The organism is Paenibacillus sp. FSL L8-0663 (assembly GCF_038008125.1).
Classification (GTDB): domain Bacteria; phylum Bacillota; class Bacilli; order Paenibacillales; family Paenibacillaceae; genus Paenibacillus; species Paenibacillus polymyxa_D.
This window is the reverse complement of the sequence record NZ_JBBOYM010000001.1, coordinates 4,196,873-4,217,817: the sequence shown is the minus strand read 5'-3', so window position 1 is coordinate 4,217,817 and position 20,945 is coordinate 4,196,873. Positions and strand designations below refer to the sequence as shown.

At 46.4% G+C, this 20,945-nt stretch carries 16 protein-coding genes; 11 read left to right on the top strand and 5 right to left on the bottom strand.

Features of this window, described 5'->3' with window-relative positions; translation table 11 throughout:
- The first annotated feature begins 13 nt into the window (after nucleotides 1-13).
- The 3 genes from MKY75_RS18480 (at nucleotide 14) to MKY75_RS18470 (ending at nucleotide 5,717) form a co-directional block, all read left to right on the top strand.
- Nucleotides 14-1,345, top strand: a complete 1,332-nt coding sequence (locus tag MKY75_RS18480; RefSeq protein WP_069012471.1) for a peptidase U32 family protein — start codon at nucleotides 14-16, stop codon at nucleotides 1,343-1,345.
- 223 nt (nucleotides 1,346-1,568) lie between these two features.
- Complete coding sequence (locus tag MKY75_RS18475; RefSeq protein WP_340886213.1) at nucleotides 1,569-3,815, top strand: methyl-accepting chemotaxis protein; 2,247 nt, start codon at nucleotides 1,569-1,571, stop codon at nucleotides 3,813-3,815.
- A gap of 126 nt (nucleotides 3,816-3,941) precedes the next feature.
- Complete coding sequence (locus MKY75_RS18470; RefSeq protein ID WP_340886211.1) at nucleotides 3,942-5,717, top strand: peptidoglycan D,D-transpeptidase FtsI family protein; 1,776 nt, start codon at nucleotides 3,942-3,944, stop codon at nucleotides 5,715-5,717.
- On the opposite strand, the gene MKY75_RS18465 is transcribed toward MKY75_RS18470, so the two are convergent.
- Nucleotides 5,705-6,859, bottom strand: a complete 1,155-nt coding sequence (locus MKY75_RS18465; RefSeq protein WP_069012474.1) for an AI-2E family transporter — start codon at nucleotides 6,857-6,859, stop codon at nucleotides 5,705-5,707. The genes MKY75_RS18470 and MKY75_RS18465 overlap by 13 nt on opposite strands.
- A 179-nt stretch (nucleotides 6,860-7,038) precedes the next feature.
- Between MKY75_RS18465 and MKY75_RS18460 the strand changes: the two genes are divergently transcribed.
- Nucleotides 7,039-8,424: a polysaccharide deacetylase family protein gene (locus MKY75_RS18460; RefSeq protein ID WP_340886208.1), complete on the top strand. Its 1,386-nt coding sequence runs from the start codon at nucleotides 7,039-7,041 to the stop codon at nucleotides 8,422-8,424.
- 99 nt (nucleotides 8,425-8,523) lie between these two features.
- On the opposite strand, the gene ilvD is transcribed toward MKY75_RS18460, so the two are convergent.
- The 3 genes from ilvD to MKY75_RS18445 all read right to left on the bottom strand — a co-directional run bounded on the left by ilvD (nucleotide 8,524) and on the right by MKY75_RS18445 (nucleotide 12,017).
- A complete protein-coding gene (gene ilvD, locus MKY75_RS18455; RefSeq protein WP_246772683.1) occupies nucleotides 8,524-10,212 on the bottom strand; it encodes a dihydroxy-acid dehydratase in 1,689 nt (562 codons plus the stop codon).
- A 345-nt stretch (nucleotides 10,213-10,557) separates the two neighbouring features.
- Nucleotides 10,558-10,806, bottom strand: coding sequence for a KGG domain-containing protein (locus tag MKY75_RS18450; RefSeq protein ID WP_165149659.1), 249 nt, complete (start codon nucleotides 10,804-10,806; stop codon nucleotides 10,558-10,560).
- A 176-nt stretch (nucleotides 10,807-10,982) separates the two neighbouring features.
- A complete protein-coding gene (locus MKY75_RS18445) occupies nucleotides 10,983-12,017 on the bottom strand; it encodes an acyltransferase family protein (protein ID WP_039272871.1) in 1,035 nt (344 codons plus the stop codon).
- A 313-nt stretch (nucleotides 12,018-12,330) separates the two neighbouring features.
- Here MKY75_RS18445 and MKY75_RS18440 point away from each other — a divergent pair, with 313 nt between their 5' ends.
- From MKY75_RS18440 to mgrA, 4 genes are all read left to right on the top strand, one after another.
- Complete coding sequence (locus MKY75_RS18440; protein ID WP_039272872.1) at nucleotides 12,331-13,137, top strand: alpha/beta fold hydrolase; 807 nt, start codon at nucleotides 12,331-12,333, stop codon at nucleotides 13,135-13,137.
- Between the two features lie 14 nt (nucleotides 13,138-13,151).
- Complete coding sequence (locus MKY75_RS18435) at nucleotides 13,152-13,922, top strand: HAD family hydrolase (RefSeq protein ID WP_340886206.1); 771 nt, start codon at nucleotides 13,152-13,154, stop codon at nucleotides 13,920-13,922.
- A complete protein-coding gene (locus MKY75_RS18430) occupies nucleotides 13,919-14,659 on the top strand; it encodes an NAD-dependent protein deacylase (protein ID WP_340886205.1) in 741 nt (246 codons plus the stop codon). The genes MKY75_RS18435 and MKY75_RS18430 overlap by 4 nt, the downstream gene beginning before the upstream one ends.
- An 84-nt stretch (nucleotides 14,660-14,743) precedes the next feature.
- Nucleotides 14,744-15,742 carry an L-glyceraldehyde 3-phosphate reductase gene (gene mgrA / locus MKY75_RS18425; protein WP_039272878.1) on the top strand — a complete coding sequence of 333 codons (999 nt, stop codon included), beginning with the start codon at nucleotides 14,744-14,746 and terminating at the stop codon, nucleotides 15,740-15,742.
- Nucleotides 15,743-15,868: 126 nt separating this feature from the next.
- Here the strand turns inward: mgrA and MKY75_RS18420 are convergent, their stop codons facing one another.
- Nucleotides 15,869-16,735, bottom strand: coding sequence for an AraC family transcriptional regulator (locus MKY75_RS18420; protein ID WP_069012478.1), 867 nt, complete (start codon nucleotides 16,733-16,735; stop codon nucleotides 15,869-15,871).
- A 219-nt stretch (nucleotides 16,736-16,954) separates the two neighbouring features.
- Here MKY75_RS18420 and MKY75_RS18415 point away from each other — a divergent pair, with 219 nt between their 5' ends.
- From MKY75_RS18415 to MKY75_RS18405, 3 genes are read left to right on the top strand one after another with little or no spacing between them, the layout of a single operon-like run.
- Nucleotides 16,955-18,133 (top strand): galactokinase, encoded by a 1,179-nt coding sequence (locus MKY75_RS18415; RefSeq protein ID WP_029515710.1) that lies wholly within the window; start codon nucleotides 16,955-16,957, stop codon nucleotides 18,131-18,133.
- 1 nt (nucleotide 18,134) lies between these two features.
- Entirely contained in the window at nucleotides 18,135-19,124 is a 990-nt protein-coding gene (gene galE, locus MKY75_RS18410) for a UDP-glucose 4-epimerase GalE (protein ID WP_029515709.1), read from the top strand.
- Between the two features lie 17 nt (nucleotides 19,125-19,141).
- A complete protein-coding gene (locus MKY75_RS18405) occupies nucleotides 19,142-20,785 on the top strand; it encodes a UDP-glucose--hexose-1-phosphate uridylyltransferase (RefSeq protein ID WP_029515708.1) in 1,644 nt (547 codons plus the stop codon).
- Nucleotides 20,786-20,945 lie beyond the last annotated feature (160 nt).

Here is a 20,945-nt window from a genome sequence, read left to right as displayed (position 1 = left end):
AGGGGGGAACGTCATGGGGACGATAACCAAAGCGAGAAAATATATAGGTAAACGGAATCGTTTGGACAAGCCGGAGCTGTTGGCTCCTGCCGGAAATCTGGAAAAACTGAAGTTTGCCGTTCACTATGGCGCGGATGCTGTATATATTGGTGGACAAAAATATGGTCTGCGTTCTAACGCCGATAATTTCAGTTTTGAGGAAATGCGCGAAGGTGTAGAATTTGCGAACAAGTATGGTGCTAAAGTGCTTGTGGCCACCAATATCTATGCCCACAATGAAGATATTGCCGGAATTGAGGAGTACTTGCGCAATCTGTACGAGGCGGGAATTCATGCCGTTATCGTCGCTGATCCGGCTATTGTATCCGTGGCATTGCGCGCTGTTCCTGGATTGGAAGTGCATTTGAGCACACAGCAGTCCACGCTGAACTGGCAAGCGGTAAAGTTTTGGAAAAACGAGGGGTTACCGCGTGTGGTACTTGGACGTGAGACCAGTCTGGAGGAAATCGAAGAAATTAAAAAGCATGTGGACATCGAAATCGAGGCTTTTGTCCATGGTGCGATGTGCTCTTCATTTTCCGGCCGCTGCGTGTTGTCCAATCACTTTACAGACCGTGATTCCAATCGTGGGGGATGTTGTCAGTCTTGCCGCTGGAAATACGATCTGTTTGAGGATGCCCGCCCAGGTGAGGTTTGGATATCTGAAGAAGAGGCACAGGTTAGCAATGCACTGAAACAGTTCCAGCTCGGTGTTAACCAGCTTCCATTGTTTGAAGAGAGTGATAATGCTTTTTCTATGGGTTCCAAGGATCTATGTATGATTGAAAATGTCCCTGATCTGATTGATGTAGGTGTAGACAGTTTTAAAGTAGAGGGACGGATGAAGTCTATCCACTATGTGGCAACGGTCGTGAATGTCTATCGTCAAGCGATTGATTCCTATATGGCTGATCCTGAAAATTATGTGCTCAAACCAGAATGGATTGAAGAAATTAACAAGGCAGCTAATCGTCCGCTGAATACAGGGTTTTTCTACGATACACCGGATCATGAGGATCATATTTATGAGCCGGAAGAAAAGGCAGTCCCTTATGATTTTGCTGGACTAGTCATGGACTACGATGCCGCGAGTGGGATCGCAACTATTCAACAACGGAACCATTTTAAACCCGGTCATGAAATTGAATTTTTCGGTCCGAACGGAACATTCTTCAAACAAACGGTCGGAACGATCTGGGATGAGGAAGGCAACGAGTTGGATGCTGCTCGTCACCCGCTTCAACGAATTAGAATGAAGGTAGATCAGCCCGTATCGTATTTTGATATGATGCGTAAAAAGAAATAAATAAGCCTTAAGTCACAGGTGAAAGAATCAAAAGCCTCTCCTATCGGTTGGAGAGGCCTTTTTTTGAATAGTTTTCTAGGAAAAAAGTTTCACAAAATTTAGTCGATGCTCAAAGGAAAGCTACATTCCTTGTCGAATAGTTCCGATAGAAGTTATATAGATAATAGATACATAATGGATGACGTGGAATTAGAAACTAATTATATGGTGGTAGGTGAGAGGAATGGGTTTACGGAAAAAAGAGGGGAATACAGTAAAAAGGCAACCCAAGAAAACGGATCAAATGCAGGGTTTGAAAGGCAGTAAAGCAACGAATAAAGGGGAACAAACGGTTGCGATGTCTTCGAAGGTTGCGCCCTGGTTAGCTAAGGCGATTCGTAAGGGTACACACAATTTAAAGCGTTTACTTAAGCCAGAAAGGTACAGTAAAGATTTCATGCATTTGGTCAAAAACTATAATCCGATACGTTCGGTTGGAATGAAGTTGTTTCTGATCTTTTTTGCGGCAATTATGTTATTTGTGGTCAGCTTGGGGATGCTCTCATACTACAAGGCTAAAAGTACGATTGAGCAAAATGCAGCAACGGCTTATCAGCAGACCGTTCAGCAAACTTCAGAAAAGCTTGACATTATTCTAGAGCGCTTTCAAGACACATCGACACAGGTATTTTTTGATACTGAATTAAGTGATCAGTTGCAAAAGGCTGTAAAGCAAGATAAAAATCCCTTTGCATCTTTTGTTGCTATGGGCGAAGTAAACAAGAAATTAACGAATATTGCTTTTACGAATAAAGCGATTGATTCATTGTATTTGTACCCGGAAGAAACCAAGTTTGCTGCTATGGGCACTGGAACACAAAAAGATGTACGGCAGGAAGCATGGTTTAAGGATATTTTGAAAAACAAGGGAATTGTTTGGTTACCTACACAGGTGAATGACAATGGCAGCAAGACCTTTCGCCTAGCACGCTCCATGAACAGTATGTCCGGGTTGGGAGGGACTTACGTTCTGGTTATGGATTTAAAGTCCAGTGCGGTGGAGGACGAGTTGAAAGGTGTTAATTTGGGCTCAGGCAGTATGATTAGCCTTGTGACAGACAAGGGTGAGTTTGTAGGTTCTAACAATGAGAGCTTGGCAGGAGGAAAGACAAAGCTGGATTACGTTTCCAAGCTTGAAGGGATTGAAGGAAATCAAATTATGGAGCAGGTTGCAGATGGCAAAGAGCAAAATGTGCTTACAGTTCATAATACGCTGGGAACTTCCAAATGGATTCTCGTGGGTGTAGTACCTGTATCTGAGCTGGTGAGAGACGCTAAGGGGATTCTAACCACGACCTGGATATTTGCTGCAGTGGCTGCACTCATTGCATTGTTCATTGGCCTGTGGATCGTGCGCCTCGTGGCTCGTCCATTGACACACCTGAAGGATTTAATGGTCGAAGGCGCCAAAGGCAACTTGCAAATTCGAACGAACTATAAGGCTGAGGATGAAATTGGGCAGTTGTCAGAAAGCTTTGATATCATGATGGAGCAAATTACATTGCTGGTAGAGCAGACGAATGCCTCAGCTCAGGAGGTTCTGAAAACAGCGACGGAACTAGGCGATGCCTCGAAGAAGACAGCCATTTCAGCCAAAGAAATAGCAGCAGCAACGGAAGAAATTGCTCATGGCGCCGCCAGTTTGGCAACAGAGGCCGAACGTGGCAGCGGACTAACCGGGAATATATCTCAGCAAATGGATACGGTTATGGCTTCCAATCATGAAATGAGTCTGGTCGCACAAGAAGTTGAACAATCCAGTGAACAAGGGACAGTTCAACTGAAAAATCTATTGAGCAAGACTAAGGTTACGGAAGAAACTACGCATGCTCTGGTAGGCAAAGTAGATGAACTGAAGAAGACAACTTCCGATGTCTTTAAGGTGCTGGACGTATTACAGGATATTGCTAAACAAACGAACATTCTGTCACTGAATGCGACGATTGAAGCAGCACGAGCGGGGACGGCTGGGCGTGGTTTTATGGTGGTAGCCAATGAGGTTCGGCAGCTGGCTGAACAATCACGTCAAGCTATTCGCACAGCTACGGGTATTACTAATAACATCGTCAATGAGATGAATGAAACGGTACAGGCGTTATCTGAGGTGTACCCGCTGTTCCGGGAGCAGATGGGAGCCGTGCAGGAAACAACGGACATTTTCCAATCGGTGCAGCAGCAAATGGGAGAGTTCGCGCTTCGGTTGGGAACGGTCACCGCCTCCATTCATCATCTGAGTGAATCACAGACCACATTGTCCGAGGCAATGACCAATGTAAGTGCAGTAGCTGAGCAATCCTCGGCCACTTCACAGGAAGTCGCTTCACTCAGCACTGAACAGGCCAATATTGGTAATCAACTGGTAGGTTTGTCGGATAAACTGGAAGGAGTATCAGTGAACTTGAAGGAGCAGCTTTCGCGGTTTACGGTGTAGATATAACTAAACCATGGGAATCAGGATTGTCACTGATCTCCGTGGTTAACCCATTCAACGTTAAAAGTTGAGTGGGTTTTCTTTTTCAACTACAGGACATACTACTGGAAAAAAGATGAAAGAAGGATGGGTGTGCCGAGGCGTGGTAGCAGTTTCATACGAAAACGTCGAATTGCATATATGGCCTTGGGGGTGATGGCGCTACTGCTGATTTTATTATTCCGACTGGCTTGGCTTCAGGGGACAGCGGGCATTCATATGTCCGTTTATGGGGGGCATTCGCTTAAGGAAATGTCAGCACGTCAGCGACAGGAGGGCATTTCTATCGACTCTGGACGTGGACAGTTTACGGACCGGCATGGGCGACCCTTGACTGGCGGAGTAGTATGGACGCCAGTACTTTTTCCCGATGTAGATGGCAAAGCGGCTTTACATGGCGAAGAACTGGCCGAGCTACTGCGTACGAATAAGAAGCAACTACTGACACGATGGAAAGGGCTGCAATCCCCGCTCATATGGCGAGATGGGCGCGGAGAGCCCGTACAAATCAATCCGCATGAAGCAGGCAAGCTGCTGAAGTTAGCCCCTTCGCTTATTGAGCTTGTACCTTATGCGAAACGTTACAGGGATTTGCCCAATGGCAGGCAATGGCTTGGCTTTTTGTATGAACGTGCCGACCGAGCGAGTGAACTGCCGATGGGGGCAGCCGGGCTGGAAAGAACGCTGGAGCCGCTACTGAGCGGCGTCGGTGAAACGTTCGTCTCCCGATTTGTAGATGCGCAGCGTCGTCCATTGGCTCATGTACCGCTGCGTGTCAGTGCTCCATCCAATGGTCACTATCCATTAAAGGTACAGACTACAATTGATCTACCTATACAGGAACAGATTGAAAAGCTGACGGAATCTAGTCATTTGGCAGAAGGGGCGGTGGTAGTGCTCGATGCAGGCAACGCGGATGTACTGGCGATGGTGTCTCGCCCTTTTTATAATCCCGGTCATGTTGATCCCCAGAAAAAAACAGACTGGTCTAATCGTGCACTTAAGGCGATAACGCCTGGTTCCATTTTTAAGTTGGTTACGGCTGCTGCTGCACTTGAATCAGGTGTTGTCCAACCGCAGGAACAATTCCATTGTCATGGAACTTATGGCAAGTACGGTTTGGCTTGCTGGAAAAAAGAAGGACACGGTACCCTGAACCTGGAGGAAGGGCTTGCCGTATCCTGTAATAGTGTGTTCGCTCATCTCGGCGAACGGCTTAATCCTGAGCAAATTCAGGCCACAGCCTCTGCACTGGGATTGGGCCGAACTGTGGGCTGGCAGGAGCGGAATCTTGCAGGACTACCTCAATTCAGACCGCTGGATCACGAAGAAAAGGGAGCCGTATTCGGCCCCCATACGAACGCGTCTGATCCGGGCGTACGTGTACAGACAGCTATCGGCCAACGTGATGTGCTGGTGACGCCTCTCCAAGCTGCCAATCTCATCGTCACCTTGCTGCATGATGGTCAAGTACATGCACCACGCGTCGTCAAACGCATCAGTTATGCAGATGGTAGCACCTTACTGGAACTACCTACTCACGCTGCACCTTCACCTGAGGGTAGCCGCTTGATTCATACATCGACGGCTCGCACGCTTCGTGAAGCAATGGAAAAGGTTGTGACACAGGGGACTGGTGCCTCGTTGCGTAATAAATCATGGAATCTGGCCGGCAAATCAGGTACGGCCCAAGCTTTGAAGAACGGTCACTCCATCAATCACCAGTGGTTTATAGGGTATGGTCCGATAGAGCGGCCTCGTTATGCGGTCGCCGTCCTTGTGCAAAATGCTTCAACACATTCTGCAAATCAAGCTACAGCATTGTTTGGTCAAGTGATGGATCTGTTAGCTCAATCCTCCTGAGTACCACGAGTAGCTTCACGATCCTCCTCCTGTATTTTAACGATAAACGGAGGCTCGTCAAATTCCTCTGTCGGAAACCGAATCCATTGCTGCAGATAGCCTTGCTGCCACAATTCCTTGAGCAAAATGATCAGAATGGGGGATAGGATTAATCCGGCCAGTCCAAAGATGGACAACGATATAATGGCAAAGGAAAGCATCAGATAGGCAGATGAAACACCGATGGAATTACCAGTGATTTTAGGCTCTGCCAGCTGACGAACGATCACCGTGACAGCCATGACAATAAGCAGGCCTACTGCCAGGCCGGTATTGCCTGTGATGAACAGATACACTGCCCACGGAATAAAAATAACAGGCACACCCAACAAGGGCAGGATATCAAACAAAGCTGCCACGAGCGCCAATGAGAGGGCATTATCCACTTGCAAAATGAGTAAACCTATAAATACGAGAACAAAGGTAATCCCTACCAGTAGAGCTTGAGCCTTGAGAAAAGCGGAGATAGCTTTAAGTACGTGGTTTTTCAGAAAAAGATAAGCAGTTTTTAGTGTCTTGGGTGTTTTACTACGGGCAATGCTCTTCCAAAGATTAATTTCCATACTTAAAAAGAACGCTAAAATGATTGCAATGGCAAAGTTGCCCATAAAAACAGTGAAAGAACTGAGGAACTGTATGAAAAAGGATAAGCCTAGCTGTGCCCATTTCGTAGCAATGGTGGTGGCAGTCGCAAAATATTCATTCACACGTTCGGTAACACCCGGAGGTAAAGCAGCGATTTTATCTTGAGAAAGATGAAGATACCGCGTGAATTCCGCTTGGATAATCTGAGTATACTGTGGGAGGTTTTGCGCGACTTTCGTAAATTGCGTAACCAGAATCAGACCCAATCCGAAAAAAATAGCAAGTAAAAGGATAATAAACAGCAATACGGAGAGTGCGGAGGCAAAAGGTTTTTTCATTCCTTTTCGATGAAAATAACGGGCAGCAGGTTCAATGCACCAGAACACGACGAACGAAAGGAACACAGGTGCGGCAAGTTGATACAGTTTGCTGGATACGAACATAATTAAATACACGGTTAATACGATCAAACCGATATCAAAAACGGTACGCCAATATTTTTTGTACAATGGAAGCATATGGATACAACGACTCCTTTTAGATTTTTATTTATTGTACACTAAATTGGACCTCAATGCTGACCATATGAAGTAGCGAAATCTCGGCATGTTTACGTCATTGTGATAACATATAAGTAAGTGAGTTTTCCTCAGGAAGCCTGCTTGGGGAGTTCAGAATAGAAAAGTGGGGATAAAACGTGCAGACTTTGCTGTTATGGATGTTTTACATTTCAACTTTTTATGCTTTTATTCCGGCGCTGGTTAGTCGTATATTTGGTTTCCGGGTGTTCAGGCGCGGCAAAAGTGAACAAGAATATGCGCTCACCTTTGATGATGGCCCTGATCCAGTGTATACATCGCAGCTGCTTGATTTACTGAAGTGTTTTGATGCCAAAGCTACTTTTTTTGTTGTTGGGATAAATGCAGAAAAACACCCTGAGCTTCTGAAACGCATGCATGATGAAGGTCATCTAATTGGTATTCATAATTATGTGCACAAATCGAATTGGCTTATGCGGCCTGTTACTGTTAGAAGACAAATTGCCCAGACAGAGTCAGTCATTCGTCGAGTAACTGGCGAGGGAACGACCTTTTATCGCCCACCTTGGGGGATAGTGAACTTCTTTGATATTTCCAACACCAATGGTCGTCGAATCGTATTATGGTCTTCCATGTTCGGGGACTGGAAGGCAAGCATTGGAGCTAAACAATTGGCAGAGAGAATGCTTAAAAAGCTAAGGGGTGGCGAGGTGATGCTGCTCCATGACTGTGGTACGACATTGGGGGCAGACGCGGAAGCGCCACAGAATATGCTAATCGCACTGGAGAAGCTACTGAGGGTCGCCCAAGAACGACAATTACGCAGCGTGCGGGTGGATACATTGTTTTGCCGTCAGTCTGTCAATCAACCTACTGCCTCCGAGATGTCCAGTACGGGTTGGTATAAAAGAACGCTGGTATTTGGATGGCTTCAGTATGAGCGTCTATTTCATGTTTTGTTTCGTCTTCGTCCCGTAAGTCAGGAGGATACGATCTTTTATTATCGTCGCCGTATCTATCATGGGCCAAATGTAAATATGGAGAACAGCAGGTGGCTAAAAAAAGGGGACCCGGTAATCGAACTTCATTTTGATAATAAAAAGTTGTTCCAATTGGGTTCGACGGCAAAGTCGATGGTACATCTAGCTATTCAATTAATTCGGATTGTAAAAAAACAACTTCCTGATCTGACCCAACGCATTGTACATGATTCTGAAATGAAGGGTGTAAAGGCGATCTATGCAGTAAGTATGATTCATCGGGGACCAGAGAAGTTGGGATTTCAAGTTCGAGAGCTTCCCAAAGGATTGTTTAAGCATGTGTCCACTGTATATCTTAAGCTGTTATTTCGTGTTATCCATCCTTCGGGCTTAGAGAAATTGAATGAAAAAAAAGATGTAATGGTACCGAAAATAATTGTGATGCCACTGGATACCTTGTTTGAACATTTTCATCAGGGAGACTCACACCGCTCAAACGAAGCTCTTGAGCAAACAGCTCAGAGAGATGATGTCCATGCACTCAACAGCGAGCTGACTGAATAGGCTAACCCTGATGACCTAATAAAAAAGCCTCTCGATCCTTTGTTAGGGATCGAGAGGCTTTTTAGCCGGTCATAAAGTAGTCCTATCTTAGCAAAGCATTTAGATTTTCATAATTCCGCCGTTACTTGCGTTCGTCACCAGCTTGGAATAACGCGCCAGGTAACCCGTTTTCACCTTCGGCTCAAAGCCTTTCCAGTTGGCGCGACGACGTTCGAATTCTTCGTCCGTAATCTGGAGCTCAATCTTACGATTGTTCAAGTCCAGCTCGATGATATCGCCGTCCTCAACAAAAGCGATAGGTCCGCCTTCTGCAGCTTCGGGGGAAATATGACCGATGGAGATACCACGGGAAGCACCTGAGAAACGCCCGTCTGTAATCAGACCCACCTTGGCACCAAGCCCCATGCCCACGATTTGTGAAGTTGGAGCGAGCATTTCAGGCATACCAGGTCCGCCCTTTGGACCTTCATAACGAATAACAACAACGTGTCCTTCATTAATTTTACCGTTGGCGATACCTGCCAGTGCATCTTCCTGTGAATCAAAGCAGATAGCAGGACCCTTGTGATAGCCACCAACCGAAGCATCAACTGCACCGACTTTAATGATGGAGCCTTGCGGTGCCAGATTACCGAATAATACAGCCAGACCGCCGCGTTCGGAATAAGGGTTGTCCAGTTTGTGGATGACGTTAGTGTCCAGAATTTCCTGACCCTCTACGTTTTCACGAATGGTTTTTCCGGTTACAGTAATACAGTCTCCATGCAGTGCGCCCGGTTTCTTCAACAATTCATTCAACACTGCGCTTACGCCGCCTGCATTATGAACATCCTCAATATGATAGTCGGAAGCAGGTGCCAATTTGGACAAATGAGGCACGCGGTTTGCCACTTCATTAATACGTTCGATAGGGTAGTCAACTTCTGCTTCATGGGCAAGTGCCAATGTATGCAATACTGTATTCGTGGAACCGCCCATTGCCATATCCAATGCAAATGCATTATCAATAGCTTCTTTAGTCACGATATCACGTGGTTTAAGATCCAGCTTAATCAATTCCATCAATTGGCGTGCAGATTGTTTAACGAATTCTTTACGTTCTTCTGCTACTGCAAGAATGGTGCCGTTACCCGGCATAGCCAGACCCATCGCTTCTGCGAGACAGTTCATGGAATTCGCTGTGAACATCCCTGAACAGGAGCCACATGTCGGACAGCCATATTGTTCTAATTCAAGCAAGCTTTGATCATCGATTTTACCAGCCTGATATGCACCTACGCCTTCGAAGACGGAGGTCAGGGAAATAGAGCGTCCGTTCTTGTCTTTACCAGCTTTCATAGGGCCGCCGCTGACGAAAATAGTTGGAATGTTAACGCGCAATGCGCCCATCATCATGCCAGGGGTAATTTTATCACAGTTAGGAATACAAACCATACCGTCAAACCAGTGAGCAGACACGACAGTTTCCAGAGAGTCAGCTATAATTTCGCGGCTTGGCAGAGAATAACGCATACCGATGTGTCCCATGGCAATGCCGTCATCTACACCGATGGTGTTAAACTCGAAAGGTACACCGCCTGCTTCACGAATGGCTTGCTTGACAATTTTGCCAAATTCCTGCAAATGGACGTGGCCCGGTACGATATCAATATACGAGTTGCATACCGCAATAAACGGTTTGTCAAAATCTTCCTCCTTGACACCCGCTGCGCGCAGCAAGCTGCGGTGAGGAGCGCGGTCAAAGCCTTTTTTAATCATATCGGAACGCATTTTCGTCTTAGCTGTCATGATGCTGGTTTCCCCCCAAAGTATAAAAATAGTATGGCGTTCAATGGACGCCGTAATAGCGCAGATGTTTTCTAAAGAGTCTATCATAGATGTGAGCTTTTTTCTACATATATGAAGATTTTGAAAAAGTACAAGAAGTGTTCTGTAATCAACAATATATAGATATGACCAGTTTTATTTGTCTATATATTGCATTTAGAGGAGGTTAGAATGTGATTCTATTAGAAATATGTATACTGATAGGTTTGCGTATCAGGTAAAATATGAAAGGGCCCATTCCGCAATAAAGCGGATGGGCTCAAGCTTGTTTTTATGTTAAAGGAGGGCGGAAGAGGACATTACACCTTAATTTCTGCCGCCTTTACGACCGATGTCTCTGTAGAAATCTTTGTCATGCGACTCAGCTGTAGCATCGCCGCCCTTTTTGCCGATTTCCTGATAAAATTCTTTATCGTGAGAGTTTGCGGTTGCTTCCCCGCCTTTTTTACCAATCTCCTGATAAAATTCCTTATTGTGCTTCTTGGAAGTAGCCTCTCCACCCATACGACCTGCCTCTTCTCGACTCATTTTCCCCTGATTTTGATTACGTGCCATTACAAATCACTCCTTAATAAAAAAGTTGTTTTTTGTTGCGCGCATCCTTTACTTACCACGTCACGCCTGTATGAAACAGGCTCCAAGTGGAGTAAAGAGGGGGTAGACTCGCTTACATGGTGGTCTGTAAGTGGGTTGTGGCGTGTTCAATGTTAAATAAAAAATGGATAAAAAAATTACGCGGACCGTCTAAAGGGATAAGGAGCTGGCTTTAGCATCCACTCTACCTGTGGCTCAATCAGAGGTCGTGTTGCAGTTCGAACCCAAGGCATGGTCAACATACAGCACAGACCAGCAGCACACACCACAATCAACATGACTTCCACTGGAGTGTCTATATATTCGTAGACTCCCTTCGCAACGACGGTACGGACGATCAAGCCATGCAGTAAAAAGACATATAGTGTCCGTCTTCCCATCTCGGTTATACGTCCTGTGACAGCTGGAACAAAGCTTAGGAACGCCATGGATGCTATCCATTGAACTCCATAAATGCCGATGCGGTAAATTCCTGCGTACCATTCGGTATGGCCCAATTCACCGTAAGTCATATTGCCATATAGCCAGCCTGCCGGGATGTCGAAATACGACGTTCCCGCCAGTACCATAAGCAGAAGAGATATAAAGCCAGCGATTATGCGGACTGGAGCTGTGAAGAACCGCCGAACGTCCGCATAATTCAAATGATAACCTGCTACAAAGTAAGGCAAATAAACAAAGGTTCTGCATACGCTCAGCCATATACCATCCACAGGGAGATACCCGACGAGGATACCGAGCAGCACGGATATACCCAATTGGAGGACAGGTGGTATTTTCTGAAAAGACAGCATTAGCAGTCTCCAACAGATATGGCTGGCAAGGAACCAGAGTAGCAAATAAGGAGCAAAGAACGAATGATGGATATGGGGAACGTGGAAGAGTGCAACATCCAAGATCGAATAGAGCGATTGAAAAATAAGATATTGCATACCAATCTGAAGCAGAACTTTTCGGCCTGCAGATCCGGTCAAAGATGTTTGGGCAAAGTAGCCTGTAACGAGTACAAACAACGGCATATGAAACATGAATATCCAGCTGAACCATTGTTGAGCAATATGAAATGAACCGACTAGAGGCTCCAGAGCATTTCCTGCAAATACGCATATGATCAACAGAAATCGCAAATTGAGAAAGAAGCTTTCCCCTTGTACATCATGGCTTGTCGTCATGTGTTTCCCTCCGAGCGGCTTCTGCCGAATAAACTATTTAAAAAATAATTCTTTACAAGGAACAAGGTACGATACTCTGGACTTTATCATTGTGATTTTATTCACAATAGTAAGCGTTATCATAACCTTATTGTGTGGCGAAAGCTTGAACACCGGACAAAGACGGGCTAATACCTGGAAATGTATGCTGATTTGACCCTGTGTGTGCAACGATGTTACCCTAACAAGGCTATAGTTACGCTGAGAATACAGCGGCACATTTTATATTCAAATTACGAATTACGAGGTACGAAAGACGAAAGGGACTTTTACAATGAGAAGAAGAACAAGAAGATCATACAATTCATATGGGACACGTGGTCCTCGGAGAATATGGAAAGTTCTCTTAGGCATCCTGATTATTATTGCACTGATAGCAGGGTGGGGAGCATGGAAGGTATTTACGCCTTATCAGCCTGACGAGACGGCGGCGGCTGCATTAGCCGAAGTAGCGGATGCTGTGAAAGTAAATGAACAAGAACATTGGGTTGGTTTTGAGCCTGTAAAAAGAAGCGGAGCTGGAGTCATTTTGTATCCAGGGGCGTTGGTGAAGCCCGAAAGCTATGCGCCTTTGGCACGCCGTCTGGCGGAAAAGGGTCATCATGTGATTATTGCAAAAATGCCACTCAACCTTGCATTGATCTCCCCGGATCTAGCGAATGAAGTGCTAAAGGCATATCCGAAAGAAGCGTTTGTTATTGGAGGTCATTCGTTAGGTGGAGTGATGGCGGCCCGATATGCAGCTGCGCATCCTGATCAGGTCAAAGGTGTATTTTTCCTTGCCTCCTACCCGGATAACAAAGGAAATTTAAAGGATAAAAATCTGCCTGTTATTTCTCTACTGGGAAGTGATGATGGAGTCGTCCAGATGGAAAATGTCCAAAGTGGTAGAACTTATTTACCAGCCAACACGCTGTATTTTACAGTCGAAGGGGGTAATCATGCTCAATTCGGCAGTTATGGTGCCCAAAAAGGGGATAATCCTGCAAAAATTAGCGCTGTCGAGCAATGGAATCAGACGGTAACGGCTTTACAGGACTGGATGAAAGAAAGTGTGGATGTGGCTCCTAAGAATCAGTAAAGGAGGTATGCTGCATGTCTGAGCTGATCGTGCAGGGGGAGCGGTACCCATGCCGTGGTATTCTATTGGATAAAGATGGAACGTTGCTGGATTTTATTCAGTTGTGGGGCCCCTGGGCTCGTTCTATACTGGATATGATGGAGCAGCATCTTGCCGTGGCGGGTGCCGGTTTTACGGTGGAAAAAGGTACCGTTCTAGGTACTGTTCACGATCAGGAGGGGCGTGTGATCGGTTACGATCCTTCTGGCCCTCTGGCCATGGGGACGGTGGACGAAAGTACAGGGGTACTGGCTTGGCAGCTTTATACTGCTGGTGTACCGTGGAATGAGGCTGTGCGGCTTGTCCGCGACTTTAATAAAACGGCGATGGCTGATATTCGGCGACATCGGGCAGCGAAGGTGTTTCCAGGATTGCGGACGTTGCTTGAGCAAAGCCGCCATGCCGGGCTGAAGCTGGCAGTTGTGACCTCTGACAGTACCGAGGCTGCACAGGAGCATTTGGAGTGGATGGGGCTGACATCTTATTTTGACGAGATTATCGGACATGATAGGGTTACATACGGTAAGCCTGACCCGGAAATGGCTGAAAAAGCCTGCGCGTTACTAGGACTGTCGCCGGCGGACGTGGTAGTCATCGGAGACAGCAATGGGGATATGCAGATGGGCAAACGTGCCGGAGTGCGGCTCGCTATTGGATTTGCGCCAGAAGCAGAACGTTCTGGTCATTTACTGGATGCGGATAAGGTTGTTAGTGGATATGAAGAACTGGAGGTGCGTAGGGTATGAATGTTAATACGTTGGCGGAATGGATACAGCAATCGCAGAATGTTGTTTTTTTCGGCGGAGCAGGCACATCTACGGAAAGCGGTATTCCGGATTTTCGTTCGGCAGCAGGCCTGTATCAAAGTGAGGAGAAATTGCCTTATTCCCCTGAGGTTATGCTGAGCCGTTCATTTTTTGTGAAGCATCCTGAGGTGTTCTTCGACTTCTATCGCAGCAAAATGCTGCATCCCGATGCGGAGCCGAACGGTTGTCATCATTTCCTCGCGTCATTGGAAAAACAAGGCCGTCTAAAAGCGGTTGTGACCCAAAATATTGACGGTTTACATCAGGCTGCAGGTAGTGTGAATGTACTAGAACTTCATGGCTCGGTGCATCGCAACCACTGTATGGAATGTGGACGCTTTTACAGTCTAGATGAAGTGATGAACAGCTCTGAGGTTGTACCCAAATGTCCGATAGATGGAGGAATTATCAAACCGGATGTCGTTTTATATGAGGAGGAGCTGAATCAGGATACCATTATTCAATCCGTTCAGGCTATTTCGCAGGCTGATCTGCTGTTAATTGGAGGAACGTCGCTGACAGTACATCCCGCTGCGGGCTTGATTACTTATTTTCGTGGTAAACATACGGTGCTGTTGAATACAGATCCGACCTCGTATGATCATAAGGCGGATCTTTTAATCACTGATCCAATCGGTAAAGTTATGGAAAAACTTGCTCATCAATTAGGTTTGTAATCGTTTTCTTGTCAACGCCTGGATAAAAGCGCTATGATGATGTTGTGATGGACATTACAATGTTTCGAGAGAGGCTGGGATAGCATGGTTTATTTAGCTGGCGAAGATCGTTATGAAAGTATGAAATATAACCGTACAGGGAGATCAGGTCTAAAACTGCCCGCTATTTCGTTGGGCTTGTGGCACAATTTTGGCGGGATTAACAACGCGGAGAATGGCCGTAGCATGATTACCCGCTCCTTTGATCTGGGAATTACGCATTTTGATTTAGCTAATAACTATGGCCCTCCTGCGGGATCAGCTGAGGAATTTTTTGGACAAGTTTTAGCCAGTGATATGAAACCGTACCGGGATGAGTTGGTCATCTCCACCAAAGCGGGCTACAATATGTGGGCAGGGCCTTATGGAGACTGGGGATCTCGCAAGTATATGATATCTAGTCTGGATCAGAGCCTGAAGCGGATGGGGCTGGACTATGTCGATATATTCTACTCTCACCGATTTGATCCTGATACGCCGCTGGAAGAAACGATGGGAGCACTGGATCATATCGTACGTTCTGGCAAAGCGTTGTATGTGGGTGTGTCCAATTATAGTGCGGAGCAAACAGCGGAAGCAGCTCGCATTCTGAAGGAACTGGGAACACCGCTTCTGATTCATCAGCCGAAATACTCCTTGCTTGACCGCTGGATTGAAAATGGATTACAAGATGTACTGGACGAAAACGGGGTAGGCAGCATTGCCTTTTGCCCGCTGGCGCAGGGATTGCTGACCAATAAATATTTGAACGGAATTCCTGAGGATTCACGTGCAGCGAGTACATCGGTTTTCCTGAATGAGAACCATGTGACGCCAGAGACACTTCGCAAGGTACGCGCCCTGAATCAGATGGCTGCTGCACGCGGACAAAGTTTGGCTCAATTCTCGCTGGCCTGGGCTCTGCGCGGCGAACGTCTGACCTCTGTCTTGATTGGGGCAAGCCGTGTAAGCCAAATTGAAGAAAATGTTGCTACTTTATCCAATCTGGACTTTTCTCAGGAGGAACTGGATCGGATTGATTCGATTCTGAATGCCGGGAACTGACAGGACGGCGGCACAGCCTAATGGCGAAAGTTAATTTGTAGTCATCGGCCTAATTGCGTGTTCTCTTATACAATATAAATTAACAGCCCGTATCCGTTTAAAGGATGCGGGCTGTTTAAGTCTGTTTTACGACTGTGGATACTGCTTAACCTTGCTTCGGTACTCGGTTGGAGACTGACCACAGAAGCGCTTGAATTGACGTGAGAAATATAAGGCATCAGTTAGTCCGACCGAAGCGGCCACTTGCTCTACCGATAGTTCAGGACGCTCACGCAGCAGTTGACGTGATTTGTCAATTCTTAGCTTAAGCAGATAGGTGACGGGGGAGATGCCCGTTTCCTTTTTGAATATCCGTGACAAATACGCACGGTTATAACCAAGTCCTTCAGACATTTGCTCAATGGAAACGGGATGTGCGTACTGAGTGGACATATATTGCACCATCTGCTTGACTGTACGTTGAATTTGTGAATCCGCCCCGGACGGATCAGTCCAGTCGCTCAGGTAATTGCCTGCTTCCCCCATAATCAGATACAAATAGCCCAAGGCTGATAAATGAGAACTAGATTTTCTGCTATAAAAGGCCAATTGCATTTGCTTCAAATAACCGGGGATTGGACTTTGATCGGAAGCATGGAAGACAGGCTGGTGAACACGCAACCCTGCCTCCTGCACCACCTGCTCAGTATGGTGTCCAGTAAACGCAGACCAACGATAACGCCACGGTTCCTCTTCATCAGAGGTATAGCTCACCAGCTGACCAGGATGGATAAGGAAAAAATCGTTTACTTCAAGCTGATATGTGTGCTGTTCCGTTCGGAAGATGCCTTTGCCCGATTCTACAAAGTGGAGCAGATAGTAATCATAGATTTTCGGCCCTACGGCATGACCGGATTTGGTTTGGCTCTCTCCTGCAAAAAGCACATGCAGTGGGCTATTTTCATAAAACACTGGATTAGAGGCGACAGCATAACTATATGAATGCGTTTGCAAAATAGGGTCATCCTTCCTGCATTTGTGAATAGTTTAGCGTATGCGGTATACTTACATTGTACATATCCAAGTCACATTTATCCATAGCTTAAACACATGGATGCATTACATTGTGTGGCGCTTTCATTTATACTGAAATCATAAGAGATGTCAACCTGATTAAGATGTTACAGGGAAATCAGGTGGCCTTTACTAACGGTATACGAGGTGGATGCGGATATGAACTCTACTGAATTAAAGAAACATTTTATTAAAAAATATGGTGAAAGCAGCAATGAACTGCGGATATTTCATGCACCTGGACGTGTCAATCTGATTGGAGAGCATATCGACTATAATGGTGGTTATGTACTCCCGGCTGCGCTGGAATTTGGAACGACGCTGATCCTTCGTGCGCGTAATGATGATGAGATTCATTTTGCTTCGACAAACCTGTCGTATGAAGTATCTATCTCCCGCGGAGAAATAGGTAAAAACAAAACGGATGAGTGGGTGGACTATCCGGTGGGCGTGTTGGTAGAGCTAGCTGATAAGGGAGTTTATCCGTCTAAGGGATATGACCTGCTCTATCACGGAGAAATACCGAACGGTGCTGGATTATCCTCTTCAGCCTCCATTGAGGTTGTTACAGGATACGCGTTCCTCACTATTGAAAAACAGAAAACAGATACGGTCGAAATCGCTTTGTTGTCCCAGCGAGCAGAAAACAATTACGTTGGTGTCAATTGCGGCATTATGGACCAGTTCGCTGTAGCGAACGGAGCAGCTGATCATGCAATTCTACTGATGTGCGATACGTTGGATTACCGCAAAGTTCCATTCCGTACGGGAGATTATAAGTTGGTGATCGGCAATACAAATAAGCGTCGCGGTTTGGTGGACTCGGCCTATAACGAGCGTCGTAGCCAATGTGCCGAAGCACTGTCCATTTTGCAGCAGCAGGAGCCGTCACTGGAATACCTCGCTCAGCTGGATGAGACGCGTTTCGGAGAGCTTCAGCACCACATCACGGACGAAACAGTGCGTCGGCGGGCACAGCATGTGGTGGAGGAAAACGCTCGTGTATTGGCCTCTGTCGATGCTCTCGCGGCGAATGAACTTGCAGCTTTTGGTCAGTTAATGAATGCTTCTCATGATTCATTACGCGATTTGTATGAGGTCAGCTGCACGGAGCTGGACGTCATGGTTGAAGAAGCCCGACGCATTCCTGGCACGTTGGGTGCTCGTATGACGGGAGCTGGATTTGGAGGGTGTACGGTTTCGTTGGTTCATGAGGACGATGTTGAACGTTTTGTGAAGGAAGTCGGCGAAGCTTATCAGACCCGCACAGGGCTGGAAGCCAGCTTTTATGTATGCAAGGCAGGAGACGGAGTTAAAGAACTGAAGGAGGACGAATAACATGGCCATTTTAGTAACAGGTGGAGCTGGATATATCGGTTCACATACCGTAGCAGAATTGTTGAATCTGGGAGAAGAAGTTGTGGTGCTGGATAATTTGCAAACAGGGCACAAAGCAGCGTTGCTTGGGGGCAAGTTGTATGAAGGGGATTTGAGGGATAAAGAATTACTGTCCAAACTGTTCTCTGAAAATAGTATCGATGCAGTTATCCATTTTGCAGCCAACTCGCTGGTTGGAGAAAGTATGCAAAATCCTGGTAAATATTACGACAACAATGTATTTGGCACGCTGAGCTTGTTGGAGGCGATGAAAGATGCCGGAGTGCGCCGAATTGTATTTTCCTCTACTGCGGCTACCTACGGCGAACCGGAAAAGGTGCCGATTGAAGAGGGTGACCGTACAGAGCCAACCAACGTGTATGGTGAAACAAAGCTGATGATGGAGCGCATGATGTCGTGGTTTGATAAAGTTTTAGGCATCAAATATGTGTCTTTACGGTATTTTAATGCGGCTGGTGCGCATGAGAGCGGCAAGATCGGCGAAGATCACCGACCAGAAAGTCATCTGATCCCATTGGTGCTCCAGACAGCCTTGAAACAGCGTCCACACATCGCTGTGTTTGGTGAGGACTATGCGACACCTGACGGCACATGTGTTCGGGATTACATTCACGTAAGTGATCTGGCGGATGCTCATGTGCGTGCAGTAAATTATTTGCGCGAAGGCAATGACAGCAACGTGTTCAATCTGGGCAACGGACAGGGCTTCTCTGTGAAAGAAGTAATTGAGACAGCACGCAAGGTCACCGGGCTCGAGATTCCAGTTGTGACAGAACCTCGCCGCGCAGGCGATCCAGCGATATTGGTTGCATCTTCTGACAAGGCTCGTTCGGTGTTGGGCTGGAGTCCAGCGCGTACCCAACTGGAGGATATTATTAGCGGAGCATGGGGATGGCATCAGTCGCACCCTCACGGCTACGGCGACGAATAGACGGGAGACGATGACATATGAGCGAGCGCCAATCTGCAGATAAAGGCCAAGGCCGGGAACATTCCCGGCATCTGGCCCATGACATCGACGAAACTGTACAGCAGTCGGCTCTATATGCGGTGGAGCAACTGGTTGCATTCGCACAAAATAAGGGCTTGGTCGGTCCGCAAGACACAGATTACAGCCGTAATTTGTTATTGGATCAGTTTGGTTTTTCCGAGCCTTATTCAGGTAGGGATGTAGGGGGCATTATGGCCCCTGAAGCCCTCCAGCCTGTGCTTAATGTATTGATAGATTATGGTTTTGCCATAGGCCTTATCCCCGAAAACACAGATACGTATCGTGATTTGCTGGATTCCAAAATTATGGGACTACTGATGGCGAGACCATCTGAAGTCATCCGTGACTTTCATCAAACGGAGGCTGAACGTGGCATAGAGGCGGCGACTGATGCTTTTTATCAATTATCTATCGATTCGAACTACATCCGAATGGATCGGGTTGCCAGCAATGTGTACTGGAATCAGTCGACATCTTACGGAGATATGGAAATTACGATTAATTTGTCCAAGCCAGAAAAAAGTCCCAAGGAAATTGCGATGGCGAAGCTTTTGCCGCCGCCTGTTTATCCCAAGTGTCAATTATGCCGTGAAAACGTTGGATATGCAGGAAGAGTAAATCATCCGTCCCGTCAAAATTTGCGTATCATTCCGGTGGAATTGAATGGGGAACCGTGGTTTTTTCAATATTCACCCTATGTGTATTACAACGAGCATTGCATCGTGTTCCATCATAATCATGTACCGATGAAGCTCACGAAGGATACACTGCGCCGATTACTGGCCTTTACGAAAGCGTTTCCGCATTATTTTATTGGCTCCAATGCGGATCTGCCGATTGTCGGCGGATCGATTCTGACCCATGATCATTTTCAGGGTGGTCGTCATACATTCCCAATTGAAAAAGCGGGTGTGGACGGCGTATACCATAATGAAGCGTTCCCGCAGGTTACAGCAGGGATTGTAAATTGGCCGATGTCGGTCATCCGTTTTACGTCAACAGATGCCGAGGCGCTGTTGGAAGCGGGAAATGCTGCTTTTGAAGCCTGGAAAGCTTATAGTGATCCTGTAGCTGATGTCCTCTCTCATACAGAGCAAGAGGGGGAAACGATTCCGCATAATACTGTGACGCCGATTGTGCGCCGTGATTCCGAAGGCAGGTATCAGATGGATCTCGTACTGCGCAACAACCGAACGAGTGAAGAGTACCCGGAAGGTATTTTTCATCCTCACCGCGAGATGCATCACATCAAGAAGGAAAATATCGGTCTGATCGAAGTTATGGGACTTGCCATATTACCGGGGCGGCTCAAGGATGAACTGGATGGAATTGCAGATATTTTGTGTGGGGATGACAAACTGGCTGTGGCTGTACAGCAAGAAGGACATCCGCTGTTTAAGCATGCAGACTGGATTTACCAGTTAAACACTCGGTTCGGTCGTTTGCCTGACAAGGAGACGGCTGTTCGTACCATACAAAATGAGGTTGGACTGAAATTCAGTGAAATTTTAGAGCATGCAGGAGTATATAAACGGAATCCGTCCGGACAGCAGGCCTTTGGTCGTTTTATGAAACAATTGGGATATACTTTGGGAGAATAAAATTGCTTGCGAAGCACATACTATACTACGAGAACCCTCCCAAGATATGACATGGAACCATGCTCCTCAAGGAGTGTGGTTTTTTTCTGAAAACAAAGCAGATTTGTTTCCTGTAACCGAAAAGGTTATAATAGAGTAGTTTCTTAATATTAAACTTTAG